This is a genomic window from Methylobacillus glycogenes JCM 2850, assembly GCF_000617925.1.
In the GTDB taxonomy this organism is placed as follows: Bacteria; Pseudomonadota; Gammaproteobacteria; order Burkholderiales; family Methylophilaceae; genus Methylobacillus; species Methylobacillus glycogenes.
Map to the genome: position 1 here is coordinate 416,414 of NZ_BAMT01000002.1, position 16,674 is coordinate 433,087.

14 protein-coding genes and 4 pseudogenes are annotated in these 16,674 nt (G+C 53.1%); 5 read left to right on the forward strand and 13 right to left on the reverse strand.

Features of this window, described 5'->3' with window-relative positions; genetic code table 11:
• Positions 1–3: 3 nt before the first annotated feature.
• The 3 genes from JCM2850_RS05825 to JCM2850_RS17435 form a co-directional block, all read right to left on the reverse strand.
• On the reverse strand, positions 4–894 hold the full coding sequence (locus tag JCM2850_RS05825) for a polyprenyl synthetase family protein (protein ID WP_025870447.1): 891 nt from the start codon (positions 892–894) through the stop codon (positions 4–6).
• The gene (xseB, locus tag JCM2850_RS05830; protein ID WP_025870449.1) at positions 891–1,148 is read right to left on the reverse strand and encodes an exodeoxyribonuclease VII small subunit; all 258 of its coding nucleotides are present in this window, start codon (positions 1,146–1,148) and stop codon (positions 891–893) included. Before xseB ends, JCM2850_RS05825 begins: the two co-directional genes overlap by 4 nt.
• A 122-nt stretch (positions 1,149–1,270) precedes the next feature.
• Positions 1,271–1,834, reverse strand: a complete 564-nt coding sequence (locus JCM2850_RS17435) for an alpha/beta hydrolase (protein WP_369384837.1) — start codon at positions 1,832–1,834, stop codon at positions 1,271–1,273.
• 241 nt (positions 1,835–2,075) lie between these two features.
• Between JCM2850_RS17435 and JCM2850_RS17440 the strand changes: the two genes are divergently transcribed.
• The 4 genes from JCM2850_RS17440 to JCM2850_RS05850 are packed head-to-tail and all read left to right on the forward strand — an operon-like array spanning position 2,076 to position 6,143.
• The gene (locus JCM2850_RS17440; protein WP_199898258.1) at positions 2,076–3,740 is read left to right on the forward strand and encodes a CHASE2 domain-containing protein; all 1,665 of its coding nucleotides are present in this window, start codon (positions 2,076–2,078) and stop codon (positions 3,738–3,740) included.
• A 13-nt stretch (positions 3,741–3,753) separates the two neighbouring features.
• The gene (locus tag JCM2850_RS23355; RefSeq protein ID WP_051525290.1) at positions 3,754–4,320 is read left to right on the forward strand and encodes an adenylate/guanylate cyclase domain-containing protein; all 567 of its coding nucleotides are present in this window, start codon (positions 3,754–3,756) and stop codon (positions 4,318–4,320) included.
• Entirely contained in the window at positions 4,317–5,081 is a 765-nt protein-coding gene (locus JCM2850_RS05845; RefSeq protein WP_025870451.1) for a 3',5'-cyclic-nucleotide phosphodiesterase, read from the forward strand. Before JCM2850_RS23355 ends, JCM2850_RS05845 begins: the two co-directional genes overlap by 4 nt.
• Before the next feature lie 6 nt (positions 5,082–5,087).
• Positions 5,088–6,143: a cyclic nucleotide-binding domain-containing protein gene (locus JCM2850_RS05850; protein ID WP_025870453.1), complete on the forward strand. Its 1,056-nt coding sequence runs from the start codon at positions 5,088–5,090 to the stop codon at positions 6,141–6,143.
• A 49-nt stretch (positions 6,144–6,192) separates the two neighbouring features.
• Here JCM2850_RS05850 and JCM2850_RS05855 read toward each other — a convergent pair whose 3' ends face one another.
• The 4 genes from JCM2850_RS05855 to JCM2850_RS22490 all read right to left on the reverse strand — a co-directional run bounded on the left by JCM2850_RS05855 (position 6,193) and on the right by JCM2850_RS22490 (position 8,495).
• Entirely contained in the window at positions 6,193–6,630 is a 438-nt protein-coding gene (locus JCM2850_RS05855; RefSeq protein ID WP_025870455.1) for a pilin, read from the reverse strand.
• A gap of 224 nt (positions 6,631–6,854) precedes the next feature.
• Positions 6,855–7,388, reverse strand: a complete 534-nt coding sequence (locus tag JCM2850_RS05860) for an SRPBCC family protein (protein WP_025870457.1) — start codon at positions 7,386–7,388, stop codon at positions 6,855–6,857.
• Between the two features lie 94 nt (positions 7,389–7,482).
• Positions 7,483–8,148: a YncE family protein gene (locus tag JCM2850_RS17445; protein WP_234406114.1), complete on the reverse strand. Its 666-nt coding sequence runs from the start codon at positions 8,146–8,148 to the stop codon at positions 7,483–7,485.
• Positions 8,034–8,495 (reverse strand): beta-propeller fold lactonase family protein, encoded by a 462-nt coding sequence (locus tag JCM2850_RS22490; protein ID WP_234406115.1) that lies wholly within the window; start codon positions 8,493–8,495, stop codon positions 8,034–8,036. The genes JCM2850_RS17445 and JCM2850_RS22490 overlap by 115 nt, the downstream gene beginning before the upstream one ends.
• 186 nt (positions 8,496–8,681) lie before the next feature.
• Between JCM2850_RS22490 and JCM2850_RS05870 the strand changes: the two genes are divergently transcribed.
• Complete coding sequence (locus JCM2850_RS05870) at positions 8,682–9,200, forward strand: RNA pyrophosphohydrolase (RefSeq protein ID WP_025870459.1); 519 nt, start codon at positions 8,682–8,684, stop codon at positions 9,198–9,200.
• 135 nt (positions 9,201–9,335) lie between these two features.
• Here JCM2850_RS05870 and asd read toward each other — a convergent pair.
• The 6 genes and pseudogenes from asd to nadC all read right to left on the reverse strand — a co-directional run bounded on the left by asd (position 9,336) and on the right by nadC (position 16,630).
• Positions 9,336–10,183 (reverse strand): annotated as a pseudogene (asd, locus tag JCM2850_RS17450) (archaetidylserine decarboxylase).
• 104 nt (positions 10,184–10,287) lie between these two features.
• Positions 10,288–11,303 (reverse strand): annotated as a pseudogene (ilvC, locus tag JCM2850_RS17455) (ketol-acid reductoisomerase).
• Between the two features lie 65 nt (positions 11,304–11,368).
• On the reverse strand, positions 11,369–11,860 hold the full coding sequence (ilvN, locus tag JCM2850_RS05885; RefSeq protein WP_025870461.1) for an acetolactate synthase small subunit: 492 nt from the start codon (positions 11,858–11,860) through the stop codon (positions 11,369–11,371).
• Positions 11,861–11,872: 12 nt separating this feature from the next.
• Positions 11,873–13,579, reverse strand: a complete 1,707-nt coding sequence (locus tag JCM2850_RS05890; RefSeq protein ID WP_025870463.1) for an acetolactate synthase 3 catalytic subunit — start codon at positions 13,577–13,579, stop codon at positions 11,873–11,875.
• Between the two features lie 273 nt (positions 13,580–13,852).
• Positions 13,853–15,636 (reverse strand): annotated as a pseudogene (gene tfpB / locus JCM2850_RS17460) (type IV pilus assembly ATPase TfpB).
• Between the two features lie 107 nt (positions 15,637–15,743).
• Positions 15,744–16,630: pseudogene (nadC, locus tag JCM2850_RS17465) on the reverse strand (carboxylating nicotinate-nucleotide diphosphorylase).
• Positions 16,631–16,674: the final 44 nt, after the last annotated feature.

Genomic DNA, 16,674 nt, shown 5'->3' on the forward strand with positions numbered 1-16,674 from the left:
GGCTCAGAAGCTGCGTTGTGTGATGAAAGTGGCCAGCTGTCTCAGTGGCGTGGCAGCGTCACCATACTCCGCCAGGGGCGTGAGGGCGTTTTCCAGTAATTCTTGCGCCAATTGCTTGGCGCGCTCTATGCCCAAAATGGTGACATAGGTGGGCTTGTCGCTTTGGGCATCCTTGCCTGCGGTTTTACCCAGAGTTTCGCTGTCGGCTTCGGCGTCAAGAATATCATCCACCACCTGGAAAGCCAGGCCTATGGATTGGGCATAATGATCTATGGCCTGTAGTTTTTGCGGGTCTAGTTGCGGCGCACAATGGGCACCCAGCAGGGCCGCAGCGCGAATCAGCGCCCCGGTTTTATGGATGTGCATGTATTCAAGTTCGGACTGATCCAAAGGCTTGCCTACGCTGGCGAGATCAATGGCCTGACCTCCCGCCATGCCGCGTGAGCCACTGGCGATGGCCAGTAAATTGAGCATTTCAAGTTGCCTATGGGCATCAGTACACAAACCTGGCGTAGCCAGAGATTGGAAGGCCAGCGTTTGCAGGGCGTCACCTACCAACAAGGCTGTCGCGTCATCATAACGTTTGTGACACGAAGGTTTGCCGCGGCGCAGATCATCGTCATCCATACAGGGCATGTCATCATGCACCAGCGAGTAAGCGTGTATCAGCTCCACAGCGGCGGCGGCAATATCTACCTTGGCAGCATCTGCGCCACACAAGGCGCCGGCAGCATGGGCGAGCAGGGCGCGCACCCGCTTGCCGCCGCCGAGCACGGCATAACGCATGGCTTCATGCAGGCGGTCAGGGGCAATGTTGGCAGCTGGCAGCACAGTGTCCAGCACATCTTCCATACGTTGTTGTATGTGTAGGGCCCAGCTTTGGAAATCGGTCATTTAGTATCGGTATAGGCTTGTAGCTGATTGGACTCATTGAGGATGCGCACTTGCTGCTCGACATCGGCCAGTGATTTCTGGCAATGCAGCAATAGCTCTGAGCCGCGCTTGTAAGCGGCCAGCGATTGCTCAAGCGGAAGCTGGCCGGATTCTATCTGCCCGACCAATTGCTCGAGTTCTGTCATGGCATCTTCAAAGGCCAGGGCCTCAAACATGCTCGCCTGTTGGTCGTCAGCTTTGGTTTTTTTGCTCATGAGTACAACTGGGGCAGGATTGCGCATGTTGGCTTGAACCCTGGGCGTAAACCCCTGCCAGTGCGGCCTGCGTTATTGAAAATAGGCACGATTTTACGCTGATCCGCCGCTATAGACCATGATTAAGTTGATGTTATGGCTAAGCGCGGCTGCAAGAAGGCACGGATATCCTGAATTTCTTCCATGGAAACCGAATGCGGCATGGCATATTCATGCAGGTTTACTTGGTAACCCTGTTGCTGCAATGCACGTGCAGAGGCATGACAGCGTTCCAGGCTGATGACGTTGTCTGCCGTGCCGTGCGCCATATAAATGGGGATTTGGCGGTTGGCAACGCTGGCCTCACTCGCCAGGGTGTCTGCCAGCGGCAGGTAAGTCGATAAAGCCAGCACGCTAGCCAAAGGCTGAGGATGGCGCAAAGCCGTATGCAGCGCGATTGCCCCACCCTGGGAAAAGCCTGCCAGCGTAATGCGCTCGCTGGGGATGCCGCGCTGGATTTCATTGGCGATCAAGGCATTGATGGCGTGTTGCGTTGCTTGTATGCCGACGGCATCTTGCTTGAAATCAGCGCCAAAGCCATAGATGTCATACCAGGCGGGCATGACATAACCCTGGTTGACTGTGACTGGAATGCTGGGCGCATGCGGCAGAATAAAGCGCGTGTTGGCTAGCGCCAGCTCCTGCACGATGGGGGCAAAGTCATGACCATCAGCCCTAGTCCGTGTAGCAGGATCACCGTGTTATGGATGGGTTCTGCAGCAGCAAGTTCTATAAAATCCAGCAAGGCCATGAGGTTTCCAGTTGATTGCAAAACCTGCATTTTGCCACGCATAGCAGGTTCCATGCGCGGCAAGCCTGGGCTGGGTGCCTGTTGGCATGCATTTAGGCTATGCTTAATGCCTTACTATAAGCTCCTTTGCCTGGCATATGCGACTACCCAAGCTGATTTCTCACCACACTTTGCGCAGGCTATTGGGCATGCTGGTGCCTATCTTGCTGATGGTGCAGGTTGCAGGCGGCATGGACAGCCAGGTGCTGCGTAGCCTGGAACGCTTTGCCTATGATGCCAGGCTCAAGCTCACCATGCCGGGTGGCGTGGATGAGCGCATTGTGATTGTCGATATCGATGAGGCCAGTTTGCAGCAAGAGGGGCATTGGCCCTGGAGCCGTGACAAACTTGCCTTGTTGCTGGATCAGTTGTTTGAGCGTTATGGCGCTGATGTGGTGGCGTTTGACGTGGTGTTTGCCGAGGCTGATCAAAGTTCAGGCTTGCCAGTGTTGCAACGGTTGCAAAGCCAGCAGTTGCACGACCAGGCGGGTTACAAAGCCGCACTTGCCGCGCTGGAGCCGGAACTCAACTACGATCAACGTTTTGCCAACAGCATGCAGGGGCGCCGTGTGGTGCTGGGCTATTATTTTCGTCACGATGGTGAGGCCAGCCACAACATAGGGCTGTTGCCGCCTGCGGCACTGGATGCCAGTGTGCTGCAGGCCATGCCCCATATGGCGGTGATGGCAGCCAATGGTTACGGTGCCAATCTACCCCAGTTACAACAGCAAGCCGCTGCGGCTGGACATTTCAATCCTGAACCTGATGATGACGGCATCACCCGCCGCGTGCCTTTGTTGGTGCAGCATGGCGATGGTTTGTATGAGTCACTGGCGCTGGCCGTGACACGTCTCGCCTTGGGTGAGCCACAACTCACTGCGGGCATAGAGCAATCTGCTGGTTATAACAGCCTGGAGTGGATAGGGCTGGGCCAGCGCAGGCTGCCTGTGGATGCCAATATCACCGCCTTGATTCCTTATCGCGGACCACAAGGCAGCTTTTCCTATATCGCCGCCAGCGATGTGCTGCATGGTCGTGCACCTCTATCGGCATTAAAGAGCAAGATAGTGCTGGTGGGCACCAGTGCTCCTGGCCTCATGGATTTGCGCGCCACGCCAGTACAAAGTGTTTACCCCGGGGTGGAAGTACACGCGAATATGATTGCTGGCATGCTGGATGGCAATTTGCGTCATGCGCCAGATTACAGAACGGGTGCAGAAATATTGCTGCTAGTTATCCTGGGGTTAAGCTTGGCTTATTATCTGCCTGCCCTGAGCCCATTGGCGGGCACAGTTTTGAGCCTTGCGGTGTTGCTTGGCTTGGTAACAGGCAATTTGGTGCTTTGGCGTGCCGGGCTGGATTTACCCTTGGCCTCGCCACTATTGGCGGTTGTGCTGATCTATGTGCTCAATGTGAGTTATGGCTACTTCATTGAGTCCCGCAGCAAGCGGCATTTGACCCAATTATTTGGGCAATATGTGCCGCCAGCCTTGGTCAGCGAGATGGCTGCCCAGCCCGTAAATTTTGGGCTGGAGGGTGAGAATCGTCAGATGACGGTGCTGTTCTGTGATATTCGTGGCTTCACCAGTATTTCCGAGGCGCTGCCACCGCAGGAACTGGCCAAGCTCATGAACGAGTATCTCAGCGCCATGACCGAGGTGATACACCAGCATCGTGGCACTATAGACAAATACATGGGCGATGCATCATGGCCTTTTGGGGGGCGCCGCTGCATGATGAGCAACATGCAAATCATGCAGTAGCGCGGCAATCGGCATGCTGCAGGCGCTGCAAGAGGTCAATACGGCTTTTTACCAAAAAGGCTGGCCCAGGTTGGAGATAGGCATAGGGCTCAATAGTGGGGAAATGACGGTAGGCAATATGGGTTCGGCCTTTCGCATGGCTTATACCGTGCTGGGCGATGCGGTGAATCTGGGCGCCAGACTTGAAAGCTTGTCACCATATTATGCTGAACCACTCATCTTGAGTGAGGCGGTCTGCCTGGCGGCAACGCAATACCATTACCGCGAACTTGATCTTGTGCGCGTAAAAGGTAAAGATGCTGCTGTACGTATTTATGCGCCGATTCTGGATAGCGCTGCACAAATAGTGACAAGCTCTGAGGCCGAGCAGCAATCACTGCACTATGCCCAGGCATTGTTACACTATAGAGAACAACATTGGCAGCAAGCGCGGACAGCATTTCTGGATTTACAGTCAAGGTTTGGGGAGCGAAGAATTCATCACATCTATCTAGCACGTATCGCCGAATGCATGAGCCAGCCTCCAGAGCCGCAATGGCAGGGCATTCATCGCTTCGATAGCAAACAGGGGCCAGCATGAAGCTCGAAGTGTTGGGTTGCGGTGGCGGCGTAGGCCAAGGTCAGCGTACGACCTCTTTCTTGATTGATGAGCTTATTCTGCTGGATGCAGGTAGCGGCGTGGGCGAACTGAGCATTACGCAACTTGAAGCCATTGATCATGTGTTTCTTACCCATGCCCATCTCGATCACACGGCATTTTTGCCCTTCCTGCTCGATACCGTGTTGGGTAGGCGGCAAGCCCCCGTGGTGGTGCATGCTCTGGCGGAAACCATCGCTGTCTTAAAAGCACATATTTTTAATTGGCAAGTCTGGCCAGACTTCAACCAGATTCCGTCACTGGAACATCCTCTTTTGCAGTATGCGCCGCTAGTGGTGGGCGAAACGGTGAATGTTGGAAAAACCCGAATTACCGCCTTGCCTGCGCGGCATAGTGTGCCCGCACTCGGTTATTTGATTGAAGGCGAGGGTGGCGGCATTGCTTTCAGCGGAGATACTACCCACAACGATGCGTTCTGGCATGCGCTCAATCAGGTACAAAATCTACAGCACCTGATTATTGAGACTGCATTCAGCAATGCCGATATTGAGCTGGCCAAACTCTCTTGCCATCTTTGCCCTTCCTTATTGCTGAAGGGGCTTGATCTGCTGCAGTCTCGCCCTCGGGTGTGGATTACCCACCTCAAGCCCGGCGAGGCAGACAGCATCATGAACGACATTGAGCAATTACAGCATCCATTAGCGCCACAAGCCCTGCAGCATGGGCAGACCATAACCTTGTGAGAACCTATGCACATCCTTGAAACCTTTTTGCTGCAACTTGAACCCATACTTTCACTATCGAAAGCTCGTTTGCATGAATTGGCGACACTGAGCTTTATTGAGTACGTCAATCAGGACATTGATCCCTGGCGTCTGAACGTCAACAAAAACTCCCAAGTGTTATATCTCTTGCAGGGTGAGTTGGCGATTAATCATGTTGATGGCAGCAGCCGGGTGTTGGTGGGGGGTAGCGAAGAAGCCAAATTTCCTGTGGGCAGTGGTCCACTGCCGGTGAAAGATACTCGTGCCCTGACTGATATCCAGATAGTGCGTATTGATACCGACTTGCTGGACATTATGATGACCTGGGATCAGCTTGCGGGAGATGAGCTCGAGCTTGAGGCCAGTTTACCGCAAACACCGGAAGTGCCAGATCAAGCCAAATGGATGCGGCAAACCGAGGTGTTTGGCGTAGCCAAATTACAGAATGGCTTGTTCAGTCGATTACCGGCTGCAAATATTGAAGAAATGTTCAGGCGTATGGAACTGCTGCCAGTGGTCATAGGGCAGGTCATTATTCGCCAGGGCGAAGAAGGTGATTATTATTACCTGATTGACCAAGGCCAAGCCTTGGTGAGTCGCAGACCTGCTCCCGGGCAGCCTGATGTCATTCTTGCAGAGCTTGGTCCGGGGTCGGCTTTTGGTGAAGAGGCTTTGGTGAGCAGCAATCGCCGCAATGCCACCATCGTTATGAAAACCGGTGGTCTATTGCTCAGGCTGAAAAAGCAGGATTTCCTCGAATTATTGCAGACACCGCTTTTACAGCAAGTGACGGTTGCGCAAGCTGAGCAAATGGTCAAAGAAGGGGCCAAGTGGCTGGATGTGCGCTTGCCTGCAGAGTATGACTATCAGCATCTTCCTAACGCGATCAATACGCCTTTGTATGATTTACGCAAACTACTGAATAATCTGGATAAATCGCAAAGCTATATCACTTACTGTCATACTGGACGACGTAGCTCGGCAGCTGCAATCATCCTGCTGGGGCATGGATTTGATGTAAGTATTCTGGGCCACGAATAATAAAAAACCCGCTCGTAAGCGGGTTGTGTTGAGCATCAAGCTTGTTCTATTAAGAAGCTGCACCTGTGCATACTGCCACTGGGCCGATATGACGTTGCAAGGCTGTCGACGCGCATGTCCATGCACCTGTTGTGGCGTTACGAGTCAAGGTGATGGTGCGAGTGGCTACAGTGCTTGGGCCATTCACAATCGTCGCAGTCAATGTACCGGATGTGGCGAGAGCAATTGTGGTATTTGCGTTGCTAGCTTGAACACCTATGTAAGCTGAGCCATCAGGTGGTGGGTTTGTTAAGGTCGGTGTCAAACCTTCATTCAACGCCAGATCAAAACCTGTTTTTCCGGGTGCCACTTCAGCCAATGCTGCAGCCCATTTAGACTTGGCGGTGTAATCTTGGTAAGACGGAATCGCTACCGCAGCCAGAATACCGATAATCGCAACAACGATCATCAGTTCGATCAGAGTAAAACCTTGTTGTACCTTTTTCATCGCTAACCCCTTTGTTTGGTTTGGTTGACTGTTGCGGTATGCACTACACCGCGTGCTCAGAGTATTGCAACCTGCGTGCCAACTTTTATAAAAAGATGACTTGTTATTGAAAATAAAGGATATTTTCAATGCGCAACAAAAAGGCGTAACCTTAGTTACGCCTTTTCAGCTTCAGGCACTGACAAAAATTGTCAGCTAGTGACAAGCTTTAGTAAGTTGCAGACTTACTTGCCTTCAGCAACCTTCTTCAGGTTAGCCAAACCAGCGTCATAAACGCCGTTCACTGCATCCAGAGCAGACTTGTCATCTTGACCTGGTGGGATAGGTGGGTTGAGCTTGTAAACACGGTAGAAGCGACCCATCCACTTGACTTCAGACTTGCCGCCGTCAACTGCCTTTACAGAGATGGTGGAGTAATAGTCAGCAACAGGCAATACACCCTCGATGATGCCGTACTTCATCTGCTTGCTGCTATCGTCAATGCTCTTGAGGTTTTCCAGAATGGTGCCGCCGCCCTTCAGGGTCAGCAGGCGTGTGGTTTCTTCCTGGCCAGCGTCATCCTTGCGCTTGTCGAGCTTGGTGCTTTCAATGGCAGGGTGCCACTTTTGCCAGCCGCCGAAGTCCTTGATCAGGCCCCAGACCTTGTCAGGGCTGGCGTCGATCACAACGGTTTTTTCTACTTTTTGTGGGGAAGGGCCGTGGGCGGCAGCTGTCAGTGGCAACATGCCAATAGCCAGCAGGGCGAGTATCTTTTTCATCACTATTTCTCCATGTTTTATAGCTACTTTAAAGTGGGCAGCCAGTGTGCTGTCCTGCAATTGTGTGCGGGACAGCATACTAGAACAGCCCCTATCAATGTGACGTCTTGAGAATAAACTGCCCAAAGGCCCGGCTTTGCTTGCCAGTCGGGATGTCCTTCAGGTGTTTATGACTACTGGCGTCTATCACTGAAACTGAGTTGTCAAACCAGTTGGCAACATAAATCTTTTGGCGCTTAGCATCGTAATTGATGCCTTCGGGGAAGCCGCCTACATGTATCTTGCTGATTTCCTTGCCTAGCTCTAGGTCTATAACTGAGACCGAATCGGCCTGGGTATTGGTGACATAAGCATAACGATTATCCGGACTGACAATCACGCAGTAAGGATGTTCACCCACGGCTATGGTCTGGCTGCTGCCATTGCTCAGGTCAAGGATGGATAAACTATTGGCGTAGACATTGACGCTGAATACTTTTTTGCTATCCGCGCTGGCAGCGATGCCAAAGGGGTGAGCGCCAGTGGCAATGCGCTGCAATACCTTGAGGCTGGTGGTGTCTATAATGGCAAGGTCATTGCTGTCACGGTTGGCAACCAGCAGTTTGCTGCCGTCAGGGCTGATCATAATGCCAGCAGGGGCCTTGCCTATGCTGACTTCACGGCGTTCTGCCGTGTTGGCGGTATTGATCGCCAATATACGGTTGTCATTCCAGTCGGCCACATACAAGGTGCGGCTGTCGGGTGAAAGGGCAATGCCCACTGGCGAGCTGCAATATCGATAGTGTCGGTCACTTGCAGTTGCTGGCTATCAATCACCGAGACGGAGTGACTGTCTACATTGCTGATGTAAACCTTACCTAGCTTGGCCGAGGTAGCCACCCCAACTGGCGACTTGCCTACGGCTATCGTGGCAGTGACTTGTAATGTGTCCAGATCAATCACAGAAACCGTGTTGTCACCCTGGTTGGTGATATAGGCCTGATCAGCCATGGCAGGCGTAAAGGCAACCAGTGCCAGCAGGGCCAAGCCTAGCGTAGTGACAATATGTTGCACTTTGGAATAAGCAATGTTGGCGAGATGCGACTTGGAGATATGAGTTGTTGCCATTGGAGAATAAACGCGCAGTGCTTGCTACAGGTTGACTTGGCAGTATACGGGCCGGGTGTAAACAGCGTCAAGGCGAGATGTCAGGCAGGTTTTGCCTATAGCCTAGGCATGTTCAAGTTAGGGGTATTTCTTTCTTTATCGGGCGAAATATGGAAGAATTACGTCAAATTATAGAGGTATGTTGTCATGATAGATCGCGATGGATATCGCCCGAATGTTGGCATAATTCTGTGCAATGGTCGCAATCAGGTGTTCTGGGGTAAGCGCATCCGCGAACACTCTTGGCAGTTCCCACAAGGTGGCATCAAACATGGCGAAAGTCCAGAACAAGCCATGTACCGTGAACTGATGGAGGAAGTGGGCTTGCGGCCCGAGCATGTCAAAATTCTGGGTAGAACCAGGGATTGGCTGCGTTATGACGTGCCAACCAACTGGATAAAACGGGAATGGCGCGGCAGCTACAAGGGACAAAAGCAAATCTGGTTTCTGCTGAGGCTGGTGGGCCGTGATAGCGATGTCTCCCTGCGTGCCACGGCACACCCAGAGTTTGATGCCTGGCGCTGGAGTGATTACTGGGTGGCGATGGACTCCGTGATTGAGTTCAAGCGTGATGTTTACCGCCTGGCTTTGAAGGAATTGTCCTCACACTTGGCAGATAGGCGCCGCGCACGTGCGGAAGAGAAGGAAGTCCAGTTAATACGCTAGAGATCGGGTTCTAGGCAAATTGAAAAACCGTCTTAAACTCGGAAAAAAAGCCACGGTGACTACCGTGGCTTTTTTTGTGCCTAATATTGTGTGAATTCATTTGCCTGGGCCACACCTTGCAAGCGCTTGGCTGAGTTATTGTGCTTGCGCCATAGCCTCGCCCAGGCGTACCGCTCCGCGGGGTGCCCAGTTGCCGGAAAACGCCAATTTGAAAGTAGCCGGGTAGAGCAGGACTACGGTAGAGCCCAGCAAGAAGCGTCCCATCTCATCCCCTTGCTCCAGCACAATGTTTTGATCCTCATAATGCCAAGTTTGCACGCGACCAGGGCGCGGCGGATTGACGATGCCATGCCAGATGGTGGCCATGCTGCCGACGATGGTGGCACCCACCAATACCAGGACGAAATTACCCTCTGAGGTGGCAAACTCGCAGACAACGCGCTCATTGCGCGCAAACAGGCCGGGAATGTTTTCCGCGGTGGCGGGATTAACCGAAAACAAGTCGCCGGGCACATAAGTCATGCTCAGCAACTTGCCGCGGCATGGCATATGGATGCGATGGTAATCCCTGGGGCTAAGGTAGATAGTGGCAAAATGCCCATTATCGTATTGCTTGGCCATCTCGCCATTGCCCGCAAGTAAAGTGCGGGTGGAGTAATCATGGCCCTTGGCTGGAAGATTTGGTCGTGCTTGATCTCACCAAACTGGCTGATGGCACCATCCACTGGGCAGATTTGGCTGGCCTGCGCCAGGGGGCGTGCGCCTGGCTTTAATGCCCGTGTGAAAAACTCATTAAAACTAGCATAGCTTTCAATCGCAGGGTTGGCGGCCTCTGCCATGTTGACTTGATAGCGGCCCACAAACCAGCGTATGACCGCAGTGGTGAGCTTGCCCGCGCGTAGATGTGCCAGTTTGCCTGCCAGTACGGTCAGGGCGGTCTTGGGAATCAGGTATTGCAGCTTGACGATGCAAGAGGATGCCATGGTGGCCTCATAGAAAATCGGTGACTGAAAAACAAAAGAGGCAGGGCATTTCAGCCCGGCCTCTTGTCCATTTCAAGCGTATCAACGCTTAATACTGGGGCTTTTTAGTTCTTGGATTGGTCAACCAGCTTGTTCTTGGCAATCCAAGGCATCATGGCGCGCAGTTGGCCACCCACTTGCTCAATAGGATGAGCAGCGTTCAGGCGACGACGAGCGGTCATGGATGGGTAGTTGGTGCGACCTTCCAGAATGAACTGCTTGGCGTAGTCACCGTTCTGGATGTTGGTCAGGCATTCCTTCATGCAGCACGTGCCTGGTCTGCAATCACGCGTGGGCCAGTCACATACTCACCGTATTCAGCGTTGTTGGAGATGGAGTAGTTCATGTTGGCGATGCCGCCTTCGTACATCAGGTCAACAATCAGCTTCAGTTCGTGCAGGCACTCGAAGTAGGCCATTTCTGGGGCATAACCAGCTTCAACCAAAGTTTCGAAACCAGCCTTAACCAGTTCAACCGCGCCACCACAGAGCACAGCTTGTTCACCGAACAAATCGGTTTCGGTTTCTTCACGGAAGTTGGTCTCGATCACGCCACCCTTGGTGCCGCCGTTAGCTGCAGCGTAGGACAAGGCAATGTCCTTGGCCTTGCCGGAAGCATCTTGGTAAACCGCGATCAGGGAAGGTACGCCGCCACCCTTGAGGTATTCGGAACGTACAGTGTGACCAGGGCCCTTAGGCGCAATCATGATGACGTCCAGATCCTTGCTAGGCACGATCTGGTTGTAATGCACGTTGAAGCCGTGAGCGAAAGCCAGGGCTGCACCCTTCTTCAGGTTAGGCTTGATGTCTGCCTCATAGATCTGAGCCATGGTTTCATCAGGCAGCAAGACCATCACAACATCAGCGCCGCTCACTGCATCCTTGATTTCCTTAACATCATGGCCAGCATTCACTGCCTTGGCGAAGGAGCTACCGTCCTTACGAGCACCGATAGTGACAGTGGCGCCGGAATCCTTGAGGTTTTGCGCGTGGGCGTGACCCTGGGAGCCATAACCCACAATGGTCACCTTGAGCTTTTTGATCAGGGATAAGTCAGCGTCCTTGTCGTAATAGACTTTCATTTTTTACCTTTCAATACAGAGGGTGTGGTGCTGCAGAACGCACAATGCGTTGCAGCGCTAAGCGTTTAAAGTTTGAGTATTCTGTCGCCGCGGCCTATACCGGATGCTCCGGTGCGCACGGTTTCAAGAATGGCGGCCTTGTCCAGCGCTTCCAGGAAGGCATCCAGTTTGGAGCCAGAGCCTGTCAGCTCTATGGTGTAGCTGCCGTCTGCTACGTCGATGATACGACCGCGGAAAATATCGCACATGCGCTTCATTTCATCGCGGAACGGCCCAGTGGCCTTTACCTTCACCAACATCAGCTCGCGCTCGATAAAGCGGCCATCGTTGAGGTCCAGTACCTTGACCACATCAATCAGCTTGTTGAGCTGCTTGATGATCTGCTCAATCACTTCATCCGATCCGGAGGTGACGATGGTCATGCGTGACAAAGTGGCATCCTCGGTGGGTGCCACGGTCAAAGATTCAATATTGTAGGCGCGCGCGGAAAACAGGCCAGCCACGCGTGAGAGCGCGCCAGCTTCGTTTTCCATCAATATAGAGATGATATGTTTCATGCGTGGTTCTTCTTAGAGGTCTTCAGCCAGGATGATTTCGGACAAGCCTTTGCCGTTAGGCACCATGGGGAACACATTTTCGTTCTGATCGGTGATGAAATTCATGAACACAAAGCGGTCAGTCAGATTGAAGGCCTCAGTCAACGCACCTTCAACATCTGCAGGTTTTTCGATATTCATGCCGACATGCCCATAGGACTCAGCCAGCTTGACGAAGTCCGGCAGGCTGTCCATATAGGATTCAGAGTAGCGATTTTCATAGAAGAACTGCTGCCACTGGCGCACCATGCCCAGATAGCGGTTGTTGAGCAGGATCACCTTGATCGGCAGATGGAACTGCTTACAGGTGGAAAGCTCCTGAATATTCATCTGAATACTGCCTTCACCCGTAACACAGGCCACCTTGGCGCTAGGGTCAGCAAACTGCACGCCCATGGCATAGGGTAGGCCTACACCCATGGTGCCCAGGCCGCCGGAGTTGATCCAGCGACGTGGCTTGTCGAATTTATAGTATTGCGCCGCCCACATCTGGTGCTGACCAACGTCAGAGGTCACATAGGCTTCGCCCTTGGTGACTTCCCACAGCTTCTCAATCACGTATTGTGGCTTGATGATGTCGCTATTGCGGTTGTAGTTCAGACAGTTACGGCTGCGCCATTCCTCAATCTGGGTCCACCAGGCTTTGAGTGCAACCGGGTCTGGGGTGCGGGTTTCCGCATCCAGCAACTCATTCATCTCTGCCAGCACAGACTGTACGTGGCCTACGATAGGCACATCGACCTTGACGCGCTTGGAGATAGAGGATGGATCAACATCCACATGAATAATGGTGCGGTTCTTGTTGTAGAAGTGCTGTGGGTTGCCAATCACGCGATCATCAAAGCGCGAGCCTATGGCGACCAGCACATCGCACTCTTGCATGGCCATATTGGCTTCCAGCGTGCCGTGCATGCCTGGCATGCCAACAAACTGCTTATCGGTTGCCGGGTAGCCACCCAGGCCCATCAAGGTGTTGGTGATAGGGAAGCCCAGACGGCGCGCCAGCTTGATCAATTCCTGTGAAGCATCGCCCAGCACCACGCCACCGCCGGTGTAAAGCATGGGGCGTTTGGCATCCAGCATCAGCTTGATGGCTTTTTTGATCTGACCGGAATGGCCCTTGAGTATAGGCGTGTACGAACGCATCTCTACGCTCTTGGGGTAATCAAATGCACCCAGATGCGCGGTGATGTCCTTAGGGATATCAACAACCACCGGGCCTGGCCTGCCGGTAGCGGCGATAAAGAAGGCCTTCTTGATGGTAGGCGCAATATCCTTGACGTCCTTGACCAGGAAGTTGTGTTTCACGCAAGGGCGTGAAATACCTATCATGTCGACTTCCTGGAAGGCATCTAGACCAATCGCTGGTGTAGGCGCCTGGCCGCTGATGACGACCATGGGGATTGAATCCATATGGGCGGTAGCAATACCGGTAATCGCATTGGTGGCACCAGGGCCGGAGGTGACCAAAGCCACACCCACTTCACCAGTCGCGCGTGAATATGCGTCAGCTGCATGCACGGCAGCTTGCTCATGACGGACCAGGATATGCTTGAACTTATCCTGTTTGAATATTTCATCGTAAATGTTGAGCACCGCGCCGCCAGGATAGCCAAAAACGTATTTAACGTTTTCTTCCTGAAGACAGCGGATGACGATTTCTGCGCCAGATAATTCCATAGATATTGCTTGCTACGCCGAGAGTTTGGGAAACCTAGAACACTAACGGTTTGCGCTGCTTTGGTCAAGGAAGAATGCGGAAATTACTGCTTTAAGCTGGTGATTTTTAAGTGGCTTGTCAGGAATGAGGGCTGGTGATGCCCCAGCGCAAACACAGCTATCAAGTACGCCTTCAGGCAGCTAGAGCAGCCCTGAACCTACATTTTTTAGTTAGCAATCAAACCACATGCGGGCAAGACGTAATTGAACAGGGCAAAAGTATTCGTTTCCTGTTTATTCAAATGGTGGCGGGGCTACCTTGAGCAGTTCTTCTATGGTGGTCAGGCCAGCGGCGACCTTTTCCATGCCGTTGATCAGCAATGGTTGCATGCCTTGCTGGTAGGCAGGCGCTTGATGCTGGTGAGATCGGCATCGTGAGTGATGAGTTTTTTCATTGCCTGATTGATGGGCAGCATTTCATAAATGCCGCTACGACCACGAAAGCCCGTCATGCGACATTCCAGGCAGCCATTGGCTTGCTGGATATGCTCAGGCTTGGGTAATTTCCAGGCACCTACCAGCTCATTCCAGCGTTCTTGGCTGATGCTGGTGGGTGTTTTGCAGTGTACACAGAGCGTACGCACCAGACGCTGGGCCATGATGCCGATAAGGGCCGAGTGGATTAAATAAGAGGGAATGCCAAGGTCCAGCAGGCGCGTTACCGCGGATGGCGCATCATTGGTATGCAGGGTGGACAGCACCAGATGGCCCGTCAGCGCGGCCTGTATCGCCATTTCACCTGTTTCCAGATCGCGAATTTCCCCCACCATAATGATGTCCGGGTCTTGCCGCAGCAAGGTGCGCACACCATCGGCAAAGTTCAGCCCAATATTCTGCTGCACCTGCATTTGATTGAAGGCGGGTTCCACCATTTCTATCGGGTCTTCTATGGTGCAGACATTAACCTCTGGGGTCGCCAGTAGTTTGAGCGTGGAGTACAGCGTGGTGGTTTTGCCTGAGCCCGTTGGGCCAGTGACCAAAACAATGCCATTGGGTGATTGCGTCCATTGCGTCCACTGCGCCGATTGTTTATCGGAAAACCCCAGCGCCAGAAAATCCTTCACCAGAATTTCTGGCGTGAAAATCCGCATCACCAATTTTTCGCCAAACGCTGTTGGCATGGTCGAGAGCCGTAACTCTATCTCCTCGCCTTCATCGGTCAGCGTCTTAATGCGACCATCCTGCGGGCGGCGCTTTTCCACCATATCCATGCGTCCCAACAGTTTGATGCGATTGGTAATCGCATTCATGATGGCGGCTGGCAACTGATACACCTGATGCAGCACACCATCGATGCGGAAGCGCAGCATGCCCATATTGCGCCTGGGTTCCAGATGAATATCGCTGGCACGTTGCTCAAACGCATATTTGAATAGCCAGTCGACGATGTTGACCACATGCTGCTCGTTGGCATCCAGATTCTTGTTCTTGCCCAACTCAACCAATTGCTCCAGATTCTGCACACCTATGACCTGGCCAGCCTTGGCGGTGTTGGCAATGTTGATAGAGGTGGCGAGGTTGTAGACCTCGGGCAGATAGCGATTGATTTCCTTGGGGTTAGCGACCACCAGGCGAATCTTCAGCCTGAGTATGCGCTCAAGATCGGGAATCCAGTCGGTATAGAAGGGGTCGGCGGTGGCGACTACGGCTTCCTGGTTGCTCACTTTGACCGGCATGATCTTGAGGCGCTCGGCATAGGCCTTGGTGATCACCTGGGCGATAGCACCAAAATCCAGCTTGAGCGGATCTATATGGTAATGCTCTAGCGCTGCGCGCTTGGCCAGCCAGGCGGTGAGCGATTCCAGACTGAGTGTCTTGTGCGGTGGCTGTAGGTTTTTCCACTTTTGCTCGCTGATGATGCTGAGCGGGTGGGTGTCCGAGCTGTCCAGCCGCCTATCTTTGAACAATTGCTCGGCCTGCAATTTATGCACCATGCCGTCATTGACCAGCATGCGCAAAGTTTCTGCAAGATTAAGGCGTCCGGGCGCGGGGGTATAGGGCGGGGCAGCTTGACTCATGATGTTCATACTAAAGCCAAGCCGGTTAAAAGTCGACTTGTCGCCATTTGGCGGCAAGCAATCTAGGTAGTGTTGGTTTCCTTGGAAGTTCCTAGATCAAAAATGGATCAAAAACTTTGCGACTGGAAGCGCATGGAGAGATCAATGGCCTGTACATGCTTGGTCAGGCTGCCAATCGAGATGCGGTCCACCCCGGTCTCGGCAATTTCTCTGACGTTGCTGAGATCAATGCCGCCTGAAGCTTCAAGAATGGCGCGTCTGGCATTGAGCTTGACTGCCGCTTGTAATAGCGATGTACTGAAATTGTCGAGCAAGATCAGCTTGGCATTGGCCGCAAGTGCTGTCTCCAGTTGTTGCAGGTTCTCAACTTCAATCTGTATTGGGGCGGCTTCATCCGCATGACGCGCGTTCAAAGCACGCGCATTTTCAAGCGCAGCTTCTATACTGCCTGCCGCCGCAATATGGTTTTCCTTGATCAATATGCCATCAAACAAGGCCAGGCGCTGATTCAAACCACCGCCTACGCGCACGGCATATTTCTGCGCCAGCCTCAACCCGGGCAGGGTCTTGCGCGTGTCCAGAATATGCGCCCCAGTGCCAGCGATGGCATCTACATACTGCCGCGTCTGGCTGGCCGTGGCGGACAGGGTCTGCAGAAAATTCAGTGCGCAGCGTTCAGCGGTGAGCAAGCCGCGTGCAGGCCCGCTAATTTCGCATAGCACAGTGCCGGGGGTGATGCGCTCGCCCTCGGCCACTTGCCAGTCCAAGATAGTCTCGCGTGATACCTGCTTGAAAGCCTCATTGGCCCAGGGCGTGCCGCAGAGTATGGCAGCTTCACGACTGATGATGGTCGCTGTGGCCTGCTCGCCCACAGGGACAAGTTGTGCCGTTAAATCACCGCTGCTACATCTTCTTCCAGCGCGCGGGCGACATCACTGGTGACAAGTTGTTGTAGGGAAAGCGGGAGTTGCTGTGGGTTCAGTGTGGCATTCATGATTTACATTATAATGCAGTCATCCCTTCCTGACCTTGATCACC